The sequence below is a fragment of the Aliinostoc sp. HNIBRCY26 genome, from assembly GCF_050235535.1.
Taxonomy (GTDB): Bacteria; Cyanobacteriota; Cyanobacteriia; order Cyanobacteriales; family Nostocaceae; genus Trichormus.
The window spans coordinates 6,281,614-6,307,614 of sequence record NZ_CP189852.1 but is presented as its reverse complement, the minus strand read 5'-3'; the positions used below and the strand labels follow the sequence as shown (position 1 = coordinate 6,307,614).

General features: G+C 42.7%; 10 protein-coding genes. 6 read left to right on the top strand and 4 right to left on the bottom strand.

All coding sequences use genetic code 11. The features are described from left to right. The first annotated feature begins 34 nt into the window (after positions 1-34). Together ACQFX9_RS26605 and ACQFX9_RS26600 are read left to right on the top strand one after the other, a co-directional pair. Positions 35-2,011: an AMP-dependent synthetase/ligase gene (locus ACQFX9_RS26605; RefSeq protein WP_427159552.1), complete on the top strand. Its 1,977-nt coding sequence runs from the start codon at positions 35-37 to the stop codon at positions 2,009-2,011. A gap of 42 nt (positions 2,012-2,053) precedes the next feature. After that, positions 2,054-2,506: a YlqD family protein gene (locus ACQFX9_RS26600; RefSeq protein WP_103137400.1), complete on the top strand. Its 453-nt coding sequence runs from the start codon at positions 2,054-2,056 to the stop codon at positions 2,504-2,506. Positions 2,507-2,648: 142 nt separating this feature from the next. Here the strand turns inward: ACQFX9_RS26600 and ACQFX9_RS26595 are convergent, their stop codons facing one another. Then, positions 2,649-3,218 carry a hypothetical protein gene (locus ACQFX9_RS26595; protein ID WP_427159551.1) on the bottom strand — a complete coding sequence of 190 codons (570 nt, stop codon included), beginning with the start codon at positions 3,216-3,218 and terminating at the stop codon, positions 2,649-2,651. Between the two features lie 309 nt (positions 3,219-3,527). Between ACQFX9_RS26595 and ACQFX9_RS26590 the strand changes: the two genes are divergently transcribed. The 4 genes from ACQFX9_RS26590 (at position 3,528) to ACQFX9_RS26575 (ending at position 8,103) form a co-directional block, all read left to right on the top strand. After that, complete coding sequence (locus ACQFX9_RS26590) at positions 3,528-3,701, top strand: hypothetical protein (RefSeq protein WP_427159550.1); 174 nt, start codon at positions 3,528-3,530, stop codon at positions 3,699-3,701. Positions 3,702-3,794: 93 nt separating this feature from the next. Beyond that, entirely contained in the window at positions 3,795-5,093 is a 1,299-nt protein-coding gene (locus tag ACQFX9_RS26585; protein WP_427159549.1) for a dihydrolipoamide acetyltransferase family protein, read from the top strand. A gap of 280 nt (positions 5,094-5,373) precedes the next feature. After that, on the top strand, positions 5,374-7,008 hold the full coding sequence (gene hcp, locus ACQFX9_RS26580) for a hydroxylamine reductase (RefSeq protein ID WP_427159548.1): 1,635 nt from the start codon (positions 5,374-5,376) through the stop codon (positions 7,006-7,008). Positions 7,009-7,080: 72 nt separating this feature from the next. Further along, on the top strand, positions 7,081-8,103 hold the full coding sequence (locus ACQFX9_RS26575) for a formylglycine-generating enzyme family protein (RefSeq protein WP_427159547.1): 1,023 nt from the start codon (positions 7,081-7,083) through the stop codon (positions 8,101-8,103). Here ACQFX9_RS26575 and ACQFX9_RS26570 read toward each other — a convergent pair. The 3 genes from ACQFX9_RS26570 to ACQFX9_RS26560 all read right to left on the bottom strand — a co-directional run bounded on the left by ACQFX9_RS26570 (position 8,078) and on the right by ACQFX9_RS26560 (position 26,001). Next, positions 8,078-11,017 carry a poly(A) polymerase gene (locus tag ACQFX9_RS26570; RefSeq protein WP_427159546.1) on the bottom strand — a complete coding sequence of 980 codons (2,940 nt, stop codon included), beginning with the start codon at positions 11,015-11,017 and terminating at the stop codon, positions 8,078-8,080. The two genes, ACQFX9_RS26575 and ACQFX9_RS26570, sit on opposite strands and share 26 nt — an antisense overlap. A 348-nt stretch (positions 11,018-11,365) precedes the next feature. Beyond that, on the bottom strand, positions 11,366-13,369 hold the full coding sequence (locus ACQFX9_RS26565; protein ID WP_427159545.1) for an ABC transporter ATP-binding protein/permease: 2,004 nt from the start codon (positions 13,367-13,369) through the stop codon (positions 11,366-11,368). Between the two features lie 275 nt (positions 13,370-13,644). Beyond that, the gene (locus tag ACQFX9_RS26560; RefSeq protein WP_427159544.1) at positions 13,645-26,001 is read right to left on the bottom strand and encodes an amino acid adenylation domain-containing protein; all 12,357 of its coding nucleotides are present in this window, start codon (positions 25,999-26,001) and stop codon (positions 13,645-13,647) included.

The window sequence follows — 26,001 nt, the reverse complement described above, 5'->3', positions numbered from 1 at the left end:
GACAAAGCCTATTTACAGTTGAGGTGATATTTACATGGTCAGCACTACACCGGGGTCTTCTTTCCTGGCTAACATAACTAAACAAGAAAGTTTATCAATACAGCATTTGGTAGATTACAGCAGTGTCGAGTCACTCTCAGAAATCTGGCCGTTGGCTGCCAAACAATTTGGTAACATTGTGGCACTGCACAATCCCCATGCTAAACCAGAGGTAAAAATTACCTACGCCCAGTTAGCTGAAAAAATTCAGCAATTTGGGGCTGGTTTGCAAGCTTTGGGAGTACAAGCAGGCGATCGCGTTTCCCTAATAGCAGATAATAGTCCACGTTGGTTTATTGCTGATCAAGGGATTATCACCGCCGGCGGAGTAGACGCAGTACGGAGTTCCCAATCCGAACGGGAAGAACTATTATTTATCGTGGCTAATAGTGGCAGCATAGCCTTAGTAGTTGAAGATTTAAAAACCCTCCAGAAACTCCGCGAACGTCTTCACGATTTACCCATCCAGTTTATTATTCTGCTTTCTGATGAAACGCCACCTGCCGAGGAAACTATCAAAATCCTCAACTATAACCAATTACTAGAACTAGGTAGTAACCATACCCTAGTAAGAGTTAAGCAAACACTCCAAGACCTAGCTACCTTAATTTACACCTCCGGCACTACAGGAAAACCCAAGGGTGTCATGTTATCTCACGGTAACTTACTGCACCAAGTCAAAACCTTGGGAACAGTTGTACAACCCCAACCAGAAGATATAGTTTTGAGCATTCTACCGACTTGGCATAGCTACGAACGGAGTGGCGAGTATTTCTTACTTTCTCAAGGTTGTACCCAAGTTTACACAAATATACGTTCTGTAAAAAAAGATTTAAAAGATTTCAAACCCCATTACATGATTGCTGTTCCCAGATTGTGGGAATCCATTCATGAAGGCGTGCAGAAGCAATTCCGCGAACAACCAGCCAAAAAACAACGCCTAATTTACTTTTTATTGGGCGTAAGTGAGAGATATATTAAAGCCAAGAGAATTGCCGCAGGCTTAAGTTTAGATCATCTCCACGCCTCAGCATTAGAGAAATTAACTGCCAAAATAGTCGCAGCTATTTTATCTCCCATACATAATCTCGGAGAAAAGCAAGTTTACGGCAAAGTCCGGGAAGCCACAGGCGGACGTTTCAAACAGATCCTTAGTGGTGGTGGCGCACTACCCCGACATATAGATACATTTTTTGAGATTGTGGGTGTAGAAATTTTACAAGGTTACGGTTTAACAGAAACCTCCCCTGTAACTAATGCGCGTCGTCCTTGGCACAATTTACGCGGTTCATCCGGACAACCAATAGCTGGTACAGAAGTGAAAATTGTAGACCCAGAAACTCGCAGACCTTTACCCAACGGCCAACGAGGTTTGGTGTTATTGCGAGGCCCACAAATCATGCAAGGTTATTACCAAAATCCCGAAGCCACAGCCAAAGTCCTTGACGCTGACGGTTGGTTTGATAGCGGTGACTTAGGCTGGGTAACGCCATATAATGACCTCGTATTAACAGGCAGGGCTAAAGATACGATTGTCTTGACTAACGGGGAGAACATCGAGCCGCAACCCATCGAGGATGCTTGCTTGCGATCGCCCTACATCGACCAGATTATGCTAGTGGGACAAGACCAACGCTGTATCGGTGCTTTAATTGTCCCCAATGTGGAAGCCTTGGAAAAATGGGCGGAGGCGCAAAATCTCACTTTAGTCACAGACGACAATAATTTAACCTCTTCATCAGGTGAAACAATAACCCTGGAGAGTAAAATGATCCAGGATTTATTCCGTCAAGAATTGAATCGGGAAGTGCAGAACCGTCCAGGTTATCGTCCAGATGACCGAGTAGGGCCATTTCGACTGATTCAAGAGCCATTTTCCGTCGAAAACGGCTTAATGACACAAACACTCAAAATCCGGCGGCACGTTGTCATGGAACGCTACCAAGCTATAATTGCCGCCATGTTTGCCTAATAATTCCACACCTACCAACTATCGAGTGAACGTGAAACTTTTATGACAGATGTCTCCAATTCTCATTTGCTTCTCAAGCGCGTCATTAACATCAAAGTGATTGTTACCCCCCTCTGGAAAGAGGAAATGCAGCAACAACTGCAAGCCCAAATCAATCAACTTGATCAGCAATTGCAACAGTTAGACATTGAAGGACAAAGAGCGATCGCCGCTATTCAAAAACAAAGTCTCCAGCCACCAGGGCCTCAAACCCTACAACAAATTGATAACATCCAACTGCAAGTTAATCAAAAGAAAAGCGAATTCTTAGAACAGAAAAACCAAATGCTGCAAAACCTCCAGCAAGTACAACTGCTGGAATTAGATCAAGAAGTCAATCAAGGTCAAATGGAAAGCTTTTTCCGTGTCGAACGAGGCGATAACTTAATCAGCAAAATCCAAGTAGAAATTGTTTTGCGTGATGGAGTTGTCGAAGACATTCGCGGTGATGTCTAGATAAAAGGGGTTGGGGACTGGGGATTGGGGACTGGGGACTGGGAAAGCAGGGGAAGTAGGGGAAGAAAAACTTCACTCATTACTCATTACTCACTACTCAGCACCGGCTAAACGCCGCGCTACCGCTAACAGCACTCACTACTCAGCACTCTTTATCAAACCCATCTTGCACAGGCTTGGTGGGGGTTTTTAATTTGGGATTATTCTTTTTTGTCAGGTTTTTAGTAGGACATTGAACTTGAGAACCTACCCACACAATACGCCAAATCGGGGGTGAACTGGATAAGAGCGATCGCCCGAAACTATTCATCTCCAATCGATATCTCATCACCTCAGATGTAGCATCTTGAGACTTGGTTTTTTGAATCACCGTGACGATAGACTGATGAGGCTGTGGGTATTCAACCTCTATTTTGCGATCGCCTTTGGAGGGTCTGACATCATCTAAAAAATTCTGTGCCAGCTTGATTGGATCACTACCCTGTAAAATGGAATTCAGATTTTCCAAAGGCATATTTTGGTATTTTTCGCGTTCCACATCTTCCACAACCGCTTGAGTTTGCTGCACAGGTGATAACTGCTGTGGTGGCTGAGTATTAAAAGTGTCTGGGATTGGCATAGCTGTTTGATGCTGAATCAGGTACACACCAGCACCAGCAGTAGCAATTACACTGAGCATCAAAATCAAGAAAAACTTCAGTTTTACTGGCATAAAACTAAACAGGTATTTTAAAAGTCAATATTTTAAACAACAAAATTGCTAACTTTATGATTTTTTAACTATCCTTCGATGGTAACTTGATTTTGGACAACATAATCGTCTGTAACAATTGGTGACAAGAGATACAAAATTACACAAAAATTGAATATGAACCGTGAAAAATTGATTCCATTGAGCGATCGCCAGCACCAACAGCGAATAAACGACATGAAAGCATAGACATAAAGCCTGCCTAGATGTTCCAAGGTAGGAGGCAGAGGGGCAGGGAGCAGGGGGCAGGGAGCAGGGGGAGAAAAACTTTTGAATTTTGAGTTTTTCTGTCCAATCCCCAGTCCCCAATCCCCAGTCCCCAATCCCCAGTCCCCAATCCCCAGTCCCCAATCCCCAGTCCCCAATCCCCAGTCCCCAATCCCCAGTCCCCAATCCCCAGTCCCCAGTCCCCATGCCCAATCCCCCACACTCGATTTAAAATAGAAAATCTTAAATATAAAACTCTCTAGCCAAGATACAATTCGATCTGGCAAAAGCTGTTAAAGTCCATAAACCCATTGATTCTAGAACCACCATATGAGCATTCACGAAATATTCATGCCAGCCCTGAGTTCCACCATGACGGAAGGTAAAATTGTTTCCTGGGTCAAATCGCCAGGGGATAAAGTGGAAAAAGGCGAAACAGTGGTGGTTGTGGAGTCAGATAAGGCAGATATGGATGTAGAAACCTTCTATGAAGGGTTTCTCGCACATATCGTAGTGCAAGCCGGTGACAGTGCGCCTGTAGGAGCTGCGATCGCTTATGTGGCTGAAACTGAAGCGGAAATTGAAGCTGCTAAATCTATGGGTAATTCCGGTGCGGCGGCTGCGGCTACTCCCACCCCTGAACCAATTCCTGCTAAAACCTTAGTTGGTGCAGCCAGTACAGCATCTCAAAACGGTTCTAACCACAAAGAAGGTAGACTTGTAGCATCACCCAGAGCGCGGAAGTTAGCCAAAGAATTAAAAGTAGATTTAAACAGCCTCAAAGGTAGCGGCCCCTACGGTCGGATTGTCGCTGGTGATGTCGAATCTGCTGTTGGTAAAACTTCTGCACCAGTTGCACCAGTTGCACCAGTTACTCCCGCACCCAGCATTACCCCAGTTGCACCAGCAGCACCCGCACCCCGCACACCCGCACCTGCACCAGTTGCAGCCGTTCCTGGTCAAATCGCGCCATTCAATACTCTACAAAATGCCGTCATTCGGAATATGGTTGCTAGCCTAGCAGTACCAGAATTCCGTGTGGGTTACACAATCACCACTGATGGATTAGACAAACTTTACAAACAAATTAAATCGAAGGGTGTCACCATGACAGCACTACTGGCGAAAGCAGTAGCGGTGACATTACAAAAACACCCACTTTTAAATGCTAGTTATTCAGATCAAGGTGTTGTTTACCATTCCGACATCAATATTTCCGTAGCTGTGGCAATGGATGACGGCGGTTTAATTACACCTGTATTAAAAAATGCTGATCAAGTAGACATTTACTCACTTTCACGCAACTGGAAATCTCTAGTAGACCGCGCTAGAGCCAAACAACTCCAACCAGATGAATACAACAGTGGCACTTTCACCGTGTCCAACTTAGGAATGTTTGGTGTAGATACATTTGATGCCATTTTACCCCCAGGACAAGGTTCAATCTTAGCGGTTGGTGCATCCCGTCCCCAAGTTGTCGCTAGTCCAGACGGCTTGTTTGCAGTCCGCCAACAAATGCAGGTCAATATCACTTGCGACCACCGCATTATTTACGGCGCACACGCAGCCGCGTTTTTACAAGATTTAGCCAAGTTAATTGAAACCGACGCTCAATCTTTGACTCTCTAAGGGAATAGGGAACAGGGAATAGGGAATGGGGAATAGTGACCAAGTAACTGATAACCCCAATCCCCAATCCCCAGCGATGCACTGAGCTTGCCGAAGTGTCCCCAGTCCCCAGTCCCCAGTCCCCAGTCCCCAGTCCCCAATCCCCACCTCTTCTTCATTTTGAATTTTGAATTTTGAATTTTGAATTGATTCGTCCCCAATCCCCAACTTTTGACTTAAATCAAGGACTTACCAAAAAGCAAAGAATACGCTGGAAGCATGAAGAGTTGAGAAACAAACTATGTTCTGTAACCAGTGTGAACAAACTACCCGTGGCGATGTCTGTCATCAGTGGGGAGCTTGTGGTAAAAGTCCAGAAGTTGACGCTTTACAAGATTTGTTGGTGCATTGTTTACGGGGATTGTCCCAGGTGGCTCTACAAGCTAATTCTTTGGGAATCCCTACCCGTGATACCGATGAGTTCACCTGTGAAATGCTCTTCTCCACGCTGACAAATGTGAACTTCGCGGCGGATGATTTTGTAGCTTTCATCAATCGCGCGATCGCTTTACGTGATAGTCTCAAGTTAAAAATTCAAGCAATCAGTAATACTGTTGTTGATTCGGCGATCACTAATTTTCAACCTGCTAGTAACCTCCAAGCACAAATTCAGCAGGGAAAAGACCTAGAATTTGAATTTATCAGTCAATCGGCTAAAAATATAGATATTTTCTCCCTGAAGCTCACCGTATTATATGGACTCAAGGGTGTAGCTGCTTATGCTTTCCATGCTCTGGAACTTAAAGAGCATGATGAAGACCTCTACAGATTTTTCCATGAAGTATTGGCACACCTTGACGACCAAGATAAAACTTTACAGCATTGGTTAGATTTAGCCCTGAAAGTTGGGCAAATGAACCTCAAAGCAATGGAATTACTGGATGCTGGCAATACAGAAACCTTTGGTCATCCTATCCCGACATCTGTACCTCTGGGACATATTCCAGGTAAAGCCATCCTGGTTTCAGGACACGATTTATTAGCATTGAAAGCAATTCTCGAACAAACAGTGGGAACTGATATTAAAGTTTATACCCATGGTGAATTACTGCCGGCACATGGCTATCCCAAACTCAAGCAGACTTACCCGCACCTCTACGGACATTACGGTACTGCATGGCAAAATCAAACACATGAATTTGAAAAATTTCCTGGTGCGATCGCCATGACTACTAATTGTCTCATGCCTCCCCATGAATCTTACAAACATAAGGTATTCACACTGGGGCCAGTTGGTTTTCCTGGGTTGCCAAATATTAGCATTCGTGACGTTTCGCCGATCATTGAGAAAGTGTTAGAACAACCAGGATTTACTGATGAACAAGACGGTGGGAGTGTAACTACAGGTTTTGCGCGCAATGCTGTGTTGAGTGTAGCTGATACGGTAATTGAGGGTGTGAAACAAGGTCAAATCAAACACTTCTTCTTAATTGGCGGTTGTGATGGTGCCAAACCAGGACGCAATTACTACACAGAATTAGTGGAACAAATGCCGAGTGATTGTATTGTTTTAACGTTAGGTTGTGGTAAATTCCGTTTCTTTGATAAAAATTTGGGTGATATCGGCGGGATTCCACGACTGTTGGATTTAGGTCAATGTAACGATGCTTACTCAGCTATTCAGATTGCGGTAGCTTTAGCCAATGCCTTTGGTGTCAGTGTCAATCAATTGCCATTATCCTTAGTATTATCTTGGTATGAACAGAAAGCGATCGCGGTTCTATTGACATTACTGCACCTGGGTATTCAAAATATTCGCATCGGCCCGACACTACCAGCTTTCCTCACACCTAATGTAGTCAAGTTACTGTCAGAAACCTATCATCTCAAGCCGATTACTACCCCAGAACAAGATTTAGCAGCGTGTTTGTCTTGACCCTCCAAATTTTAGATTTTGGATTTTTTGGAAGGCTGACTCATTCATCCTTATCCTTATAACAGTTCAACCATGAGGACAAAAGCGTTAACCAGATCAGGTAACTCTACTTTATCGTTAATCAATCGCAGACAATTTTTGCAATGCCTGGGTGGAGGAGGAGCAAGTTTACTGCTATCTGTTGTAGGGCATCCAGTCAGTGCAAATTACCGCCAAAATGGAAATACTGAACTCAATCCTAATTCTACCCCGTTACAAAATTTTGAGTTTGAAACAGTCAGAGTCAATGCCCAGGGTAGAATCACTGCCAAAGCTAGGCGAATAGCGCAACATTTTGTAGAAAATTTAGGTAATGGCGTGACATTGGAAATGGTGGCGATTCCTGGTGGTGCTTTTATTATGGGTTCACCAGAATCAGAGCCAGGACGAAGCGCAGATGAAAGTCCTCAGCGTAATGTCACACTGAAACCTTTTTTCATAGGCAAATATGAAATTACCCAAGCACAGTATCAAACAATTATGGGAAATAATCCCGCCATTTTCAAAGGTGAAAATAGACCTGTAGAACAAATAAGTTGGGATGATGCGGTAGAGTTCTGTAAAAAGTTAAGCAATATCACAGGTCGCAATTATCGCTTGCCTAGTGAGGCGGAATGGGAGTATGCCTGTAGAGCAGGAACAAATACACCCTTTCACTTTGGGGAAACCATTACAGCAGAATTAGCTAATTATGATGCTAGTCAAACTTATGCTTCTGCACCCCAAGGACTATTTCGACGGCAAACAACACCAGTAGGCAGTTTCCCTGCTAATGCCTTTGGTTTATATGATATGCACGGTAATGTTTTGGAGTGGTGTCAAGACGGTTGGCATGACAATTATCATGGCGCACCTGTAGATGGTAGTGTTTGGATAAATGAGAACGACAATCGCATCGGGATGCTGCGCGGTGGTTTTTTGAGCTTCAGTCCTATACACTGCCGTTCTGCTGCTCGCTACTCATACTACCGCGATGAGCGCGTCAACTATTTCGGTTTTCGAGTTGTGTGTGATGGTGAGGAGGCGAGGACTACTGAATCCCAGAAGCATCATTAACCGTCATCACCTCAAAACTACTATTTTGACAATTTAACTGCGCTAGAAAATCTCTCGCTAACTGTTCTACAGTAGTGCTTGGCAAATCAGCACTCAGATGCAAACCCAACACTAAGCGCGCTGTATTTCCTATCTGTTGAATATTTGTCCAAGGTCGCACAAAAATGCCGATTTGCTCAAGCTGAATCATTAAACTAATGATGTAAGCTTCTAAAATACCACAGCATTTTTCTAGCGCGTGTTTATCTTGATTACTCACCTTTAATATCAAGAAAATCTCTGATTCTTGGTGTAAATTAATTGGCTCAAATAAAGTCGTCCATTTCTCTTGACCGGCTAAAATTCGTTGAGTGAGTTTTGCGCCTCTAGCAAATTCACTTTGGATGATCCTGGCAGTAGAACGGGTGACATTACGAGCAGTATTCTGACATGGCTCTATTGATGTGACTATAGGTAGCCAGTCTCGTGGTGATTGTACTTTATATTGTCTACCTACATCAGTAAGTGCAATTGCCTGTTGCCAGTCATGATTGTGCAGAATTTGGAAAAAATTACTCAGTAATTTCTCGATATTTGTGTCTGATGTTTGGTCAAATTTACAACAAAAACCACAGAGCAACGCCCAGGAGAAACCACCCAGGAAACCCCAAGTATTGCTGTAAATACCTCTGGCTTTAGCCCAGGCGCGTACTGCTCGCAATAGCTGCCGGAAGGTGTCTAGAGATACGTATTGACTAACGACCTCAGTAATTACATCTGCTTCCCAACAACCAACAATAGCCTTTAAGCTAATTGGGTCAAGATTGTGCGGATTTTTCCTCGCCAATTGGTAGTTTTCCACCCTTGCATAAAGTAAATCGAAGCATATTCCCTCTAATTGCAGGCGCAGTATCGGTACTCGTGCATCTAATACCAGTTGAGTGTGACACAATCCTTGTAGCTTTTGTTGGACGCTAGTTAGAAACCCTTCCCCAGATAAATAAGTAGGAATCACACACACAGCATCCAAATCGCTGTCGGAACTTTGCACCCCAAGACGCGCCGAACCCAATAACTGTAATGATGGTGGAAAACCCAAACATTCGGCACAAGCTTGAGTCACCACTTCTAACACGGTGTCACGCTGTAATTGCTGCGCGGAAGTTAATTCAGGTTCCCACTTCTTAACCAACTCCCCTAATTCACTTCCCCCCTGTCCCCCTTGTCCCAAATACACAATATGTCTCACCTCAAAAGGCTCATCACCGCGACGGCTAATTAAGGCGATCGCATCAACTGTAAAATTAACTGGTTGCCATTGCGGTAACTCAGCTAAGGCTGCTTCAGGACTGGGGAATTGTCCGACACTGAGATGGGGTGTAAAACCTGCTTTTGTTTTGCTGCTTTGTTCGTTACATTGGGGAAACAGATTTTCTAGTACCGCCTGTAACTCATGCAATGCCTTTTCTGGCTGGACAACAGGACGCAACCAAGCTGTAGAACTTTGACGATGTGTAAATGTTTGGAAGTCGGCTAAGGTAATTTGAAATGGTTGTAGTTGAGCCAGTACAGGCGCAATAATTTCTACCGCCTCAGCAAAATAAGATTCTGGTAGAAAGCCGTAGAGTAAATTAATGTGAGCCATCCAACGCTCAACTCTAGCATCATAACGCTCACGGATGGCTTGGATAGCAGGTAAAACATGATCAGGTGGAATCACAACTACAGCACTTTGATAAACGGGGCGCACTGTACTTAAGGCGGAGGCTGGAAAAGACTTGGCAAATTTCAGAACTGCACGCACACCAAAATGATCGGATGGATAAATTTTCCCCTCTGTACCTGCTATTGGTTCACAAGCAAATAAGTCAATTGACTGTGGTTGCCAATCACGGTTTTGACTCCGCAGTAAAATGCGATCAAGTCTAACTGGTATTCCCTTTAAACTCATCAAAGCTGCTAAGGCGTTGCGTTGCGGGTCAAATGTATAACCTGCTACATCTGGATGTAGTTGTTCCCAGATATCGACACATCCAGCAGCCGTTAATATGTCTTCTTGTTCGTTACCTCTTGTATTGAAGTCACCAGCTATCAAGCTATTTCCTGGTAGCTTTTGCAGATATGCCAATATAGTAGCTAGCTGACGTTGGCGTTTTTCTTGGGCATTTTGGGCGTAATCACTGGTTAAATGCAGGACGGCAATGTGCAGCAATTGACCGTTAATTTCACAACTCCCTACCAATACTCGTTTGTGTCCAGAAAATTGATGCTCAACCAGTGTAAAAGGTAGACGCGACAATAATAAATTACCGTAAGGTTTTACTGTTGCGGCTTTGCTGTCATCAGAGATGTAATAATTGCGTACCCAGGTTTGCGATAAAAGTAACTCTAATAAAGGCGGTGTAGCTTCTTGGATGGCGATAATATCGGCGTTACATTGACGTAACTGCTCAACAATTACTGGTAATCTTTTTTCAGTGGCGATTTTATCTTTCTCATAGATATCACAAAGCACGTTAAAACTAGCGATCGCCAAAGTTTCTAAGTTGACTGCGGTAGCTTTTTGTGTATCTGCTTGCCAACCTGAGATATGGTATTTATAAACAGGTCGCGGAGTGAATATCGCTGTGCTATCTAATACAGTGACAACTTTCTCCACGAGATTTTCTGTAGTCTCACTTTTCCACGCCGCCGCAGGTAAATCGCCAGAGGAAATTAAATCTAAATGCTGTTCTCGATCCCAAACAACCACCTCTCCACAACGGATATAGCGGATGCGGTGCCAAGGAATATCCCCATCTGTCGCCCATTGTGCCAGAGGTTTTTCTCTGATACCTGTAGATGAAAGACGTTCTTGAAACCCGACAACAAAAGCACTAGTATCAAGACGCACATCCCAGATAATGCGATCGTAAACCTCGCGACTGGTGGCCATTTTTCTCTTTTCTGATTTTGACATCTTCCAACGCTTGAACCCCCTATACCCCTAATGAGCGTTGTTTACTCAGGGTAGTACACTCATAATACATCATACTTCATCAAATAGGGCAATACCAAATCCCTGAGTAACGCCGTGTGCAACTTTCTCTAAAACCTAACCCCCAACCCCTTCCCTTGTAGGGAAGGGGAGCAAAAATCAAAGCCTCTACGCCACTTGCTTCTCCCAAGGGGAGACGCTACGCGAACAAGTCGGGAAACCCGCCCAACGCAGTGGCTTCTCCTTGTAAGCGAGAGGTTTGGAGAGGGGTTTTAAAAATAAGTTGCACATCGCGGTAAGTAATAGTTAAACTCTCAACCATTTCGATACTTTGGGGTCTTTGTTATAGCGGTAAGTCACGCCGTCTTTAGTAGTGATGGATTTTCCTTGACTGGCTCGGCTTCTAATTGTGCCGAGTGAATAATCTGTTAATGTCTGCATTTCTTTGTGAGAAAACCCTGTGATGATGTTTGTTGTCACAGTGGTTTCTGTAGGCGGGTTATTAATAGTAATTGGCACATTTTCTGGAGGAGGATTAGTAACAATTTGTTTTTGCTTTTGATAATCTTCCACAGTGACAAGTTGCCAAGTAGAATTTTCCGATAGTTCTAGAACCCATTGATGATATTGAAATAAACTTTCTCGGTGTCCAACACTGATAAACGTTGTTTTTGTCTCTTGTAATTGTTGATATAAATGCCCTTCATTAGTTAAATCTAAAGCACTCGTTGCTTCATCTAATATAGTAAAGCTAGGATGAGTAATTAATAGTCTTGCAAATGCTAGACGTTGCTGCTCTCCCAGCGATAATATATTCTCCCAAGGGACTTCTTTATCAAAGCCTTCGACGCGATTTAACACATTTTGTAGGTTAACTTTTTGTAAAACCTCTTTTAGTTGGTTATCGGTCAATTGAAGATTGGTATTAGGATAAAGTAACTGTTCCCGCAGAGTGCCTAAAATGATGTAAGGACGTTGGGGTAAAAATAAGACCTCTTCTAGCGGCGGGCGGACTAAACGACCTGTTCCAGCATTCCACAAACCTGCGATCGCTCTCAATAAAGAACTTTTACCGCGACCACTCGGCCCCACAATTAATAAACCTTCTCCCTGCTGAACAGAAAGTGATAAATCCTCGACAATCACCTGTTCATAATTGGGTGTTTGTAAGGTGACATTGTCAAAAGTGAGATGGTTTTCTTCTACTGTTTTGATTATACTAACATTTGTTGGCTCTTTCGCCACTTCTTCCAAAGCAGAAGAGAACTCAGATAACCTCTCAACATAAATAGAAAATCGACCGGAAACGCCAAATTCATTGATTAATTCTGCGAGGGAATTAGCAAACAAATATGCACACAAGGAAGCTTGACTAATTTCTCCAAAACCTAGCCTATTTGTAATATATAAGGGGCCTAGTATAAGAAATGGAAATATTTCAATTACAGCCTGATATCCTCTATTAAAAACGTCTTGATTTCTTTCCCAGTCAATCCTACGCTGAACATTTTTGACCAATTTATTAAATCTTTTACCAATGATATTAGACTCTTGTTTTTCTCCCCGAAAGAAAGCAACTGATTCAGCATGAACTCTGACATGAGTCAGACAATAGTTGTAGTCAGCCTTAGATTCTAGTTCTTCTTGATTAATCTTATTTAACTGTTGAGTCAAGTATACAGCGACCACATTACCTATAACTGTATAAATAACTAAAATAATGGCAACTTGATGAGAGATTGTCCAAATAATTACAATATAAGCTATGATTTCTAGAATTTTTTCCAAGGAAGTAGTTACGAATGTCAAAGCATTATTAATAACCGGTTCTATTTCTTGAGATAGACGTTGGTCAGGATTATCAATATCAGATTTAAAATTTATTTTGTAGTATGCTCTTCCGTACAAATATTTTGCGAGAATGTGATTATTCAGCCATTGATACCAATCAAGCGAAATTTGCTTTCTCACAAATTTAGATAACCCGACAAAAGCTGTGACAAATATCAGGGCTATACTATAAATAAATACAGTATCAAAAAACTTAGAAACATCCTTTCCTGTAATAGTAATATCGACTAAATACCGATAAATAAAATTAGTAAATACATTTAGACTCACAAGCCCAATTATGAGGAGAATGAGGGTAATCAGCATTCCCCAGGAACGAATCACTGCTGAAAATGCTCTTCCCCCCGCCTGGGTTGGATACCAGTAAGGTTCAGTCAGGGCTTTGATATTTTCCCAAAATTGAGTTAAAGCTGAATAAGGGTTTGTTATGGGTTGATCGCGGGAAATTTGAGCTTGCATATTCTAAAAATATTGTGATTTTGATTTGATGTATAGGAAGCAATTTAATCCTTATTGGTCAAAGTGAAAAGGGGAAAGGGTAATAAAAGACTTTACCCTGCTCCCCTGTCCACCTTCATTTGGTAATTTGAGGTTGTCAAACTACTAATTTGATATATAGGACTCGTATTTAATTTTTGCGAAGCTAGGTACACTTTTATTGCTTCTTCCCTGTTCCCTGTTCCCTGTTCCCTCACTACGCAAACAATTTCAGAAATCAAAGCGGATTCCTATAGTTAGTTAGCCTTATTACCAAACGCCATTTGCTCTGTCATCAATTGGTCATCTATAAAACCGCTACTTATGAAATAAGAAATGTAAGTTTTCAGTAGGTTTTTGTCTAATGCAGGATACATGATATCAGTATTTACTAAACCATTCATAGTGTTTTGATAGTCGAATTCTGGTTCTTTGCAAGTATCTGCCGTGGTTTTGGGTATGATATGAGACAAAAATCTTAAGTTATCTGGACCATACATCTGTTGATGACGTGTAATTTCTGAATGCCATTGCTCTACAGGAATCAGTTGCACAGGGTATCCTAAAGCACAAAGCAATTTAAACAAATGCTTGAGAGGAGTAGAGTCTGGATTGACTAGGTGAAATGCTTTTCCTAGAGACTGCTTTTGCCCTGATAGATGAACAATGATCTTGCTGACATAGTCTACAGGGGTCAGGTTATCTTCTAAGTCAATATCAGGGGCTATTTTTGTTTGTAAACAGCCTTTCACCAGCCTGCACCATAAATCATCTGTGTTACTTACCCCAGTTCGGCTGTGTCCTGTAATTCTTGCGGCTCGATAAATAGCCACAGGAAGTCCCAAATCACGAGCTTGCATAACTAACTGCTCTGCTACCCACTTGCTTTGGACATAGCCATTATCAAGAACTTGATATTGCTCAAGCGGGTCTGATTCCAGAATTAATCCATCTTCATTGGGAGACGATGCTAATAAAACAGATGTCGTGGAGATGAAATGCAAAGGTTTGACTTTGGTTTCACTAGCTAATCGGATGATTTCTTCTGTCCCCAGGACATTAGCTCCTTTTAAAACAGAGTAAGGATAGATCACATTGATCAAAGCACCACAGTGATAGATCACATCTATTTCACTAGCCAACTGCTGAAACTCTGATTGAGACAGACCTAAATAGCTTTTTGCTAAGTCTCCAGCTACAGGAATGATCCGCTTTGTGTCAATTCCTTCCCAGAGTTTGTAAAACTTGAGTTGACTTTGCAGCCTCTGCTGTGCTTGTTGAGCATTGCTAGCTCGAATCAAGCAATAAATATCAGCCTGGGTTTGTTGTAGAAGTTCATCAAGCAAATGAATTCCTAGAAAACCTGTGGCTCCCGTTAAAAATATACGCTTGGGCTGGTGATAATCATCACAACGCTGTCTGGAGATGTGGATGTTGGGATCTAAGACAGCTTCTGCTTTTAAATCTGGGATAGTTCCTCTGGTAATGGTATCCTTCTGGCTGATTTGTAATCTATCAACCCCTGCTGCTAGTTCTGCGACTGTAGGGTTTTCAAACAGATAACGTAGGGGTAAATCTAGTTGTAAAGCTTCTCTTAATAGAGACATCACCTGTATCGCTCGTAAAGAATTTCCCCCTATGTCAAAAAAGTTATTGCGAATACCTAGCTGTGTTGTGCCTAAAACACTGCTCCAAATATCTGCTATGAGTTTTTGTGTGGGAGTGGTGGGGAAAACAAAGTTGCTGAGGTCAATCTCTTGGGAGGGTGCGGGTAGGGCGCGACGGTCAACTTTGCCATTAGTCGTGACTGGTAAACCTTCCAACATCACAAAAGCCGTGGGAACCATGTAACTGGGTAGCTTTTGTTTTAAGAAGCTTTGTAATTCATTTTGGGTTAAGGATGGATTATCAGAGACAACATAAGCGACCAACTGTTTATGTCCTGGTTGGTCTTCTCTGACTATGACCACCTGACAAATTACATCAGGATGCTGAACTAACAGACTTTCGACTTCTCCGATCGCCACACGAAAACCTCGGATTTTCACCACATCATCAAGGCGACCGATAAACTCGATGTTACCGTCAGGTAAATAACGTGCCAAATCTCCAGTTTTATAGAGACGATGGGATTTTCCATCTTTAAACGGGTGAGGAATAAATTTTTCTTGTGTTAATTCTGGGCGGTTGAGATAACCCTGTGCTAACCGCACACCACCAATGTACAATTCGCCTTTAACGCCAATTGGTACTGGTTGCAGATGAGAGTCCAAGATGTAAATTTCTGTATTAGCGACAGGACGACCAATGGGGACTGTATTGGTTTTTTCTGGGTGGAAATTCTGCACATCATAGACTACGGCTGTCACCGATGCTTCAGTGGGGCCGTAGGCATTGAGACAAGTGATTCTATCGCCTACAAATTGCTGCCACATCGCCACTGTTTCTGGTAAAACTGTATCTCCACCCACAGTCAATAAACGTAGACTTGGCGGCACAGTGGCATAGGATTGAGATACCGCTACCATCCATTCATGCCAATAGGCGGAAGTGAGAGTCAAGACACTCAGCTGTTTTTGTGCAATAAACTGGGAGAAATTGGCAAAGGAAGAAAACATTTGTGTCGGTCTTAACACGACTGTTCCGCCTTTAAACCAAGTGGGGAAGATTTCTTCGACTGCGACATCAAAACCGAAAGCAGCAAATTGTAAAACGCGATCGCTACTCGTTAGGCTAAAGGCTTCACTAATGGCACTACAATGATTTACCAAGGCGGCATGGGTCAACATCACACCTTTGGGTCTGCCGGTCGAACCAGAAGTGTACAATACACAAGCTAAGTTTTCTGGAGCTGCTGCACTTACGGGATTTTCTCGATGTTGAGAATTCACTACATCCCACTGTTGATCTAAAGCAATCACTTTCACCCCTGCAACTGGCAAGGTGTTGAGTAAACTTTCCTGGGTAATCAATACAGAAATTTCTGAATCTTCCGATATGTAAGCTAATCGCTGTTGGGGATAATCAACATCTAGGGGAACATAACCGCCACCAGCTTTGAGGACGGCTAACAGTGCTACAGTCATGGAGAGCGATCGCTCTAAATAAATTCCCACTAATACCTCTGCTCCCACACCTAAAGACTGTAGGTGATGGGCTAATTGATTAGCTTGGGTGTTTAGCTGTTGGTAAGTCAGTTGTTCATTGTCAAATACCACAGCCACAGCATCGGGTGTCAGTTCTGCTTGCTGTGCAAATAATTCATGCAGACATTTACCTACAGGATAATCAGCCTGAGTATCATTCCACTCCAGTAGTAACTTTTGTTGCTCAACTGCGGTTAATATAGGCAATTGGTCAATGGGTTCTTGGGGATGACTCACCACTGCTTCTAACACAGTCACAAAATGACCAATCATCCTTTCAATAGTGCTGTGGTCAAATAAATCAGTGTTGTATTCCCATACTCCCACCAGTCCGTTAGCAGTGTTCTGCATGAATAAGGTCATATCAAATGCAGCTGTCATACCTGGAATTGGCAGTGAACTAACAGTTAACCCGTTTAACTCCAACTCAGACACAGGGGCATTTTGCAAGTTAAACATGACTTGGAAGAGTGGGGTATGGGATAAATCCCGTTCTGGTTGCAATGCTTCCACCAACATTTCAAAGGGCAGGTGTTGATGAGCATAAGCACCTAAAGCCATGTCTCGCACACGAGTCAGCAATTCACTAAAGCTGGGATTACCTGCCAAATTGCTCCGCATGACTAAGGTATTGACAAAAAAGCCAATTAACCCTTCTACTTCCGCGCGATCGCGGTTAGCAATTGGTGAACCCACTAAAATATCTGATTGTCCCGTGTAGCGATACAGTAGGGTATCAAATGCTGCTAACAGCGTCATGAACAGGGTACAACCTTGCTCCTGGCTGAGTTTCACTAATTTATCAGTTAACTCCACTGACAGCGCAAATTCATGAATCGCGCCAGTCACAGTCTGTACAGCAGGTCTGGGTCGGTCAGTCGGTAATGATAAGACAGTGGGTGCATCTTTTAATTGCCGTTCCCAGTACGAGAGTTGGTTTTGTAGCACCTCCCCTTGCAACCACCGTCTTTGCCACAATGCGAAATCTGCGTACTGAATTGGTAGTGGTGCTAAAGGTGAGGGCTGACCTTGAGAATAAGCGTTATATAGTTGTGTGAGTTCTTGAACAAACACACCCATTGACCAACCGTCAGAAACAATGTGGTGCATACACACTAACAAGACTTGTTCTGTCTGGTTCAGTAGTATTAATTTCACTCTAATTAAAGTTTGTCTTACCAGGTCGAATCGTTCAATTAGTTGTTCTTGCACTAATTGTTGTACCAATATTTCCTGTTCTGTTCTGGGTAAGTGCTGTAAATCAACAATTGATACTACTCCCTGTTCCCTAATAACTTGAGTTGGTTGTCCATCAACGGTAATGAAGTTAGTACGTAGAGCTTCGTGGCGATGAATAATTGCTTGTAAACTTTGCTCTAACGCCCCAATTTGCAGATGCCCTACCAAACGCAAAGCAGTGGGTATATTGTATAAGACACTCTTTTGATCAAATTGGTCTAAGAACCACAAACGCTGTTGAGCAAAAGACAGGGGTAATTCTGCGTTACTTGCTCTTGGTAAAATAGGCGGTGCAGAGATTTCTAACGTTTCTTGTTGCAACTGGCCAATGATATGCGCCAACTCACCAACTGTAGGGGCAGCAAACAACTCATACAATGGTAGTTCTACTTTGAAAATACTGCGGATACGTGAAACTAATTGTGTTGCTAGTAGCGAGTGTCCCCCCAGTTCAAAGAAGTTATCATCAATACCCACTGGCTCTACTTTCAGCACTTGCGCCCAAATTTGTGTGAGCAGTTCTTCTATTGGGGTACGTGGAGCAAGATATGTATTAGAAGTAGTGCTTTGGGCTGGTGCAGGTAAAGCACGACGGTCTACCTTACCACTGGGAGTTAGTGGTAAGGACTCCATGATCACAAAAGCACTGGGAACCATGTATTCTGGTAAGTTGGCTTTCAAAAACTGCCGCAGTTCTCTAACTGTGGGTGTACATTTCTGATGTGCTACCAGATATGCAACTAAACGTTTATCGCCCCTAGTATCTTCACGGACAATGACACAACACCCTTCTACACCCTCAAACTGACTCAGTGCTGCTTCCACCTCGCCCAATTCAATGCGGAAACCACGTATTTTGACCTGACTGTCAATGCGTCCTAAGTATTCAATATTGCCATCTGCTAAATAGCGAGTTAAGTCTCCAGTTTTGTAGAGGCGACCAGCACTAAAAGGATTATTGATGAATCTTTCCTGTGTTAAGTCTGGGCGGTTAAAGTAGCCTCTAGCCAAAGCGACACCACCGATGTACAACTCTCCAGGCACACCAACGGGTACAGGCTGTAGATTTTTGTCTAAAATCTGAATCTGTGTATTAGCAATTGGCTTTCCAATGGGAGGCAGTAGAGGCCAAGTTTCTACTGAATGAGAAAGTGTCAAAGCCGTAACCACATGACTTTCCGATGGCCCATAATGATTGTGCAGAGTGCAATTGCCTAGCTGACTGAACCATTGAGAAATCGCAGGAGTAATTTGCAACTGTTCACCAGCCGTAATGATTTCTCTCAGATGACTAGCAAATTTTCCACTACCAACGGCTACTTCCGCTAGTTGTTGTAAAGCGACAAAGGGAACAAACAATCTGGCAACTGTTTTTTCTTCCAGAAAACTTAATAAAGCTAAGGCATTCCGGCGCAATTCCTCTGTAATCAAAACTAATGTACCACCAGAACACCAAGTAGAGAAGATTTCTTGGAAGGAGACATCAAAGCTAATAGGAGCAAATTGTAGGGTTTTTGCATCCTGAGCAATTGTTGTATTCTCCAGTTGCCACAGAATTAGATTACACAAGGGTAACTGATTCATGGCTACACCCTTGGGTCTGCCTGTAGAACCAGAGGTATAAATTACATAAACTAAATTATGGGTTTGTACGGCGGAGATGGTATTTTCTCGACTTGATTGGGAAATTACTGGAGCATCAGTATCTAAACAGACAATTTTTGCTTGATGCAGGGGTAGTCTGTTGAGGAGTGACTGCTGAGTTAGCAACACTGAAACTTCGGCATCTTCTAACATGAAAGCCAAACGCTCAGTCGGATATTCTGGGTCGAGTGGCACATAAGCACCACCGGCTTTGAGAATACCCAAAAGTCCCACAACCATTTCTAAAGAACGTTCAACACAAATACCTACCAAAACATCAGGTTCTACGCCCAAAGACTGGAGGTAATGCGCTAATTGGTTAGCGCGGCTATTTAATTTATAGTAGGTTAATTGTTGGTTGCCACACTCCACAGCTATGGCATGGGGTGTACGTTTCACCTGTTCCTCAAATAACTGATTGATAAACGTATCTTGGGGATAGTCTACCTGAGTATTATTCCATTGTGTTAATAGCTGCTGTTTTTCAGCTGCTGTGAGTAATGGTAATTGGGAAATTTGTCCTTTGGGGTTGGCAACAATTCCCCAGAGCAATGTTTGGAAATGTCCCAACAAACGAGCGATCGCTGCATCATCAAATCGGCTAGTATCATAGCTAATCCTCACTAGTAATTGCTGACCAGGAATCGCTATGATTGTGAGGGGATAATTAGTTTGCTCAATGGCGTGAAAATCGTCTATCGAGAAACCATAATTGTTCTCTGGGGCGGCTTCATCAACTGGATAATTATCAAAAACAACCAGACTCTCAAATAAAGGTGTTCCTCTAGGAACATCACTTAGCCCTTGAATATCTACCAATGAGCTATATGAATACTGCTCAGATTCAACAAGTTGTGTCTGCAAATCCTGCAACAAGGCCAAAACTTCAGTTTCATTTCCCAGATGAACTCGCACTGGCAAAGTATTGATAAATAGTCCTACCATCGACTCTACACCAATCAAAGATGCGGGACGGCCGGACACAGTAGCACCAAAAACTACATCTGTTTCTTGACTGTAGCGATACAGCAGTAATGCCCAAGTCCCTTGCACAACGTTATTCATCGTCAATTGATGCTGTCGGGCAAAAGTCTGTAGGGCGGTTGTTGCTGCCACTGTCAGTTGAATTTTCTGCTCTTTGTAACTAGCGTCTAACTGTTGACGCTGGGATGAGGGTTTATCGACTGTTAACGGAGTAGGTGCGGTAAAACCTTGGAGTTTTTGTCGCCAAAATTCTTGAGCTTTGGTCAAGTCTTGCTGCTGTAACCAAGCAATATAGTTGCGGTAGCTTAAAACTGGTGGTATTGTCTGAGTTTCACCCTGGAGAATTGCTTGATAAAAATACAATAAGTCTTGGAAAATAACAGGTACTGACCAACCATCAAGCAATAAATGGTGAAAATTCCACACAAATTGATAGCTATTTGCACTCAATTTTATGAGACTCAAGTGCATTAATGGTGCAGTAGACAGTTGGAAACCCTGCTGTCGCTGAGACTGCAATAACGACTCTAATTTTTGTTGCTGCTGTTGTGGAGATAGGTGCTGCCAATCATCAGTCTGTAGTTTCACATCTACTTGCCGATACACTACTTGCAGTGGCTGTGGCAATTGCTCCCAAACAAAACCAGTCCGCAAAATTGAGTGTCTTGCTATCACTTGCTGCCAAGCTTGTTCAAAGGCTGATAGGTTGATCTGGCCACTCAAATTGTAAATTGACTGCTCAAAATATGTCGGAGAATCGGGAGCATAAAGGCTCTCAAATAGCATCCCCGCTTGCATCGGCGAGAGTGGATAAATATCTTCAATATTTCGCCAGTGAGTTTTGCCTGATTGATGTTTGCAGACTAAAGCCAAGGTTTGGTCTAGTTCTAGCTGGTTGAACTTCACGAGTGAGAAATCTGAAGGTGTATAACCTCCATTCTCACCAGATGCACAATGAGCAATGAGTTGCTGCAATGTCTGAAAAAACTCTTGTGCCAGATTTTCGATTGTCGCGTGCTGGTGCAGATTTGTGCTGTAAGTCCACTCTATGCGTAACTGTTCTCCCGCAATAATGCTGTCTATCTCTAGTAGGTAAGGGCGGTTGTTTTGCAACCCGTGCATTTTTACCGCCGACTCACTAGCTGGCTGCATCCAAGAAGATGTATTGACTTGTTGATCAAATTGACCCAAATAATTAAAACTGATTTGAGCTTGGGGAAGTGCCTGTAGTTGGTTAGCAATTTCTGGATCTTGACTCAGATAGCGTAATAAACCATAGCCAATGCCTTTATTGGGAATAGCCCGCAGTTGTTCTTTAACGGATTTTAAGACATCTGCTAGCTTTTCTGTGGCTGGAAGTTCTACCAGCACGGGAAAGATAGTTGTAAACCAGCCTACAGTACGTGATAAATCCACACCATCAACAATATCTTCTCGTCCATGACCTTCTAAATTAAACAGTACACTGCGAGAATCAGTCCATTTGCTCAAAACCAACACCAAGGCAGTTAGCAGCACATCGTTGATTTGAGTGTTGTAAGCTTTCGGTACATCGTGGAGTAAAGCACGAGTTTCTGACTCACTTAAAGACAAGAATATGCTGTTGGCTGTAGCAAAATTATTGACTCCTTTTGTAAAGTCTACGGGGATAGAAGGAACTTTGAGGCGAGCTTCGTCAAGCCAATAAGCGACTTCAGACTTGAGGGCTGGTGATTGTGCGTAAGCTGTTAATTTCTCAGACCAATCTTGAAACGAAGTGGTTTTAGGAGGAAGCTGAAGGGTTTGACCTTGAGCAAGTTGCTGGTAAGCGGTTTGCAAATCATTTAATAAAATCCGCCACGATACGCCATCAATTGCTAAGTGGTGGATGACTATGAGTATTTTCACTCTTTTGTCAACCCCTAAATGAAAAAAGGCTACTTGCACTAGATTTTCTGACAGATGCAAATTTCCCTGCAAGAACGCCTCTTGATCTGCAATGGCTGCCTGTTGCTCACTCTCTGAAAGTGCCGATAAGTCGATGTAAGAGAAAGCGAGGTGATCATTAGGCGCAGAATAAATTTGTTGCCAAGTTGCATCAGATGGTGTGAAGCGTAGGCGTAGAGCATCATGATGTACCAGTAATTGCTGGAATACTTGCTTTAATATTTCTGGCTGGAGGTCACAAGGAAATGAGAGTAAAAATGCTTGGTTGAAATGGTGTGCTTCTACCAAATTCTGCTCAAAAAACCAGTGTTGAATAGGAGTTAGAGGTACTAAGCCTGTGACTAGTTCCTGTTTGACCTTGATCGCCTCAATTGTACCTGCTACTGCTGCTAAATCTGCGATCGCTTGATGGGCAAATAATTGTTTAAGTGTCAGTTGTAGTCCCGCAAGCTTGGCTTTGGCCAGAATTTGAATACTGAGAATAGAATCGCCACCAAGTTCAAAGAAGTTATCGTAAATACCTACTTGCTTTACCCTCAGCACTTCTGACCAAATCTGCGCTAAGATTTTTTCGGTTTGATGACGCGGAGCTACAAAACTGACTTCGAGTCCCTCACGAGAGTCTGGTGCTGGCAAGGCGCGCCGGTCTATCTTCCCGTTGGGAGTCACAGGCAAAGACTCTAAGATCACAAAAGCATGAGGCACCATATATTCTGGGAGTTTTTCTTTGAGATATTGGCGCAGTTCACTTATAGTTATTGTGTGATGTGGCACTACGTAGGCGACTAGTTGCTTCTGCCCAGGAATATCTTCACGAACAATCACACAGGATGTCTGTACGTCAGGATGGCGGTTGAGCGCGGTTGCGACTTCGTCCAACTCAATGCGGAAACCACGTATTTTTACTTGATTATCAATGCGACCAAAGTATTCGATGTTGCCATCAGCGCCCCATCTTGCTAAGTCGCCAGTTTTGTAAATTCGCTCGACTTGACCAAATAGATTAATTTCAATAAATTTTTCAGCAGTAATTTCAGGACGATTTAAATATCCTCTAGCTAAACCAACCCCAGCAATACACAATTCCCCTGGTATTCCTGGCGGTAATAGTTGATGATGTGCATCTAAAATATAGATGCGGAGATTAGATAATGGTTTACCAATAAGTGGTTTTTTGCCATTGGGTTGACACAGAAATATAGTAGCCGTCACTGTGGATTCTGTTGGCCCATAGCAATTGTAGAAATGTCTCTCCGTTCCCCACTGATTAACTAATTCAGTTGTACAAGCCTCACCACCGGCTGTGAGACATTGCAAATCAGGTAAACTTGCCTTCGGTAAGACAGATAAAGCTGAAGGAGATAAAAAGCTATGGGTAATTTTGTTTGCTGTTAAAAAGTCAACTAAGCTTTGACTAGGTAATAAAGTTTCTTTATTGGCTAAATACAAACAAGCACCTGTGACGAAAGCCGTAGTAATTTCAGCTACGGATAAATCAAAACTAAAAGAGCCAAATTGCAACAAACGGCTGTGGTTTTGAACTTGGAAAGTTTTAGCCCAAGTTAAACTTAAATTGACAATGGCGCGATGCTCAATCATCACCCCCTTGGGTCTTCCTGTCGAACCGGAGGTATAAATTACGTAGGCTAAATGATCAGGCTGACTTTGAGGACTGGGATTTTCAGTTAACGCTAAATTGAAAGTGTCTTGGTCTAGACAAATTACCTGATAAGGGTTTTCTCGGTTATCTAAGGGTAATTGACTTAATAGTGACTTTTGAGACAGCAACAAAGACACTTGAGCATCTTCCAACATCAAGCTTACACGCTCAGGAGGATATTCTGGGTCAATTGGCAGATAAGCCCCACCAGCTTTGAGAATTCCCAGAAGTCCGATCGCCATTTCTAGCGATCGCTCCACACAAATACCTACCAGTACGTCTGGTTTTACACCCAAAGACCGCAAGTGATGTGCTAACTGATTAGCCCGACAATTCAATTGGTGGTAAGTTAATTGCTGATTTTCAAACACCACAGCCACAGCATCCGGTGTTTTCTCTACCTGCTCTTCAAATAACTGATGCAGACATTGATCTTGGGGATAATCTGTGTGAGTATTATTCCACTCTACTAACAATTGATGCTGTTCTTTTTCAGTCAGCAAAGGCAATTGCCGCACTTTTTGTTGGGGATCTTTGACTATTGCTGCTAACAAAGTCTGGAAATGACCAATCATCCTGGCAATTGTGTCGGGTGTGAACAGGTCACTGTTATATTCCCAAAACCCCTTTAATCCCTTTTTGGTTTGCCATGCTGAGACACTCAAGTCGAACTTGGATGTACCCCGGTCGATGATTTCTGGAGTCAGACTAATGTCAGGTAACTCTAAAGTATCAAGGGAGAAATTTTCTAGAACGAATAATGCCTGAAATAAGGGGTTATAGCCAAGGGAACGTTCTGGCTGTAGTGCTTCTACCACTTGCTCAAATGGTATATCTTGGTGTGCGTGGGCATCCCAAACCACAGTGCGAACTTTTTCTAGTACCTGGGAGAAACTAGGATTACCTTCCAACTGGGTACGCAAAACCAATGTATTGACAAAAAAGCCAATTAGTGAATCAATTTCTCGGCGATCGCGGTTAGCAAAAGGTGAACCAATGCAAATATCATCTTGACCACTGTAACGATGCAGTAAAACAGCAAAAGCTGTTAACAGGGTCATAAACAAGGTGACACCTGACTGTTGGCTGAGGGTAACAAGCTCAGAAGTTAAATCTTCGTCGATTTGAAATTCAATTGTCGCACCAGCAAAAGTCTGCACTGGGGGACGGGGATAATCGGTTGGTAACTCCAATAAAGGCGGCGCGCCAGCTAACTGTTGTTTCCAGTATTCTAGTTGCTTTTCTTGGACTTCTTGAGTTAACCATTCTCGCTGCCACACAGCAAAATCAGCATATTGTATTGCTAACTCCGGTAAGGGATTTGGCTTTCCTTGAATAAAAGCTGAATACAATGCTTCTAATTCTCGGAAGAATACCCCCATTGACCAACCATCTACAACGATGTGGTGCATGGTGATAATCAACAGGTGATATTCTGGTGTTTGCTGTAGTAAAGTGGCTTTTACTAAGAAATCTGTACCTAAATCAAAAGACTGACTTACTTCCTGAGTGATGATTTTTTGTACAGCAATTTCTGTGCATTCCTGTACATCTATCACAGGAATGCTGATAGTTAAATGAGGTCTAATAACCTGAAGGGGGACACCTTCTACCGTCGGAAAGTTAGTACGTAAAGCTTCATGACGACGAATAATTTCGTTGATGCTCTGTTCTAAGGCTGTGACAGAGAGTTTACCAACAATTTTTAATTGGAAACTCTCATTATAAAATATGCTTTCTCCATCTAATTGGGAAAGAAACCACATTCTCTGCTGTGCAGAAGATAAAGGTAAATCTTTATCTCTAGAAACGGGAACTAAGGATAAAGAAGTTAATTGTGTAGCTGTTTGTGCTTCTTGTAAAAAAGCGATAATCTCTGCTTTGCGTTCCTTAAGTTGCTGTTTTATTGCGGCTGTTATTGCTCCTTTGGGGGCGCGATAGCGTAACTGATCATCCTCAATCCAGATTTTAATATCTAAAGTATTTAGTAAAGATAAAAATTCAAATATAGCCAT

What these genes read in the sequence shown, in the direction of transcription:
- ACQFX9_RS26605 (WP_427159552.1), top strand. Translation starts at nt 35, where the DNA reads ATGGTCAGCACTACACCGGGGTCTTCTTTCCTGGCTAACATAACTAAA.
- ACQFX9_RS26600 (WP_103137400.1), top strand. Translation starts at nt 2,054, where the DNA reads ATGACAGATGTCTCCAATTCTCATTTGCTTCTCAAGCGCGTCATTAAC.
- ACQFX9_RS26595 (WP_427159551.1), bottom strand. Translation starts at nt 3,218, where the DNA reads ATGCCAGTAAAACTGAAGTTTTTCTTGATTTTGATGCTCAGTGTAATT.
- ACQFX9_RS26585 (WP_427159549.1), top strand. Translation starts at nt 3,795, where the DNA reads ATGAGCATTCACGAAATATTCATGCCAGCCCTGAGTTCCACCATGACG.
- hcp (WP_427159548.1), top strand. Translation starts at nt 5,374, where the DNA reads ATGTTCTGTAACCAGTGTGAACAAACTACCCGTGGCGATGTCTGTCAT.
- ACQFX9_RS26575 (WP_427159547.1), top strand. Translation starts at nt 7,081, where the DNA reads ATGAGGACAAAAGCGTTAACCAGATCAGGTAACTCTACTTTATCGTTA.
- ACQFX9_RS26570 (WP_427159546.1), bottom strand. Translation starts at nt 11,017, where the DNA reads ATGGCCACCAGTCGCGAGGTTTACGATCGCATTATCTGGGATGTGCGT.
- ACQFX9_RS26565 (WP_427159545.1), bottom strand. Translation starts at nt 13,369, where the DNA reads ATGCAAGCTCAAATTTCCCGCGATCAACCCATAACAAACCCTTATTCA.
- ACQFX9_RS26560 (WP_427159544.1), bottom strand. Translation starts at nt 26,001, where the DNA reads ATGGCTATATTTGAATTTTTATCTTTACTAAATACTTTAGATATTAAA.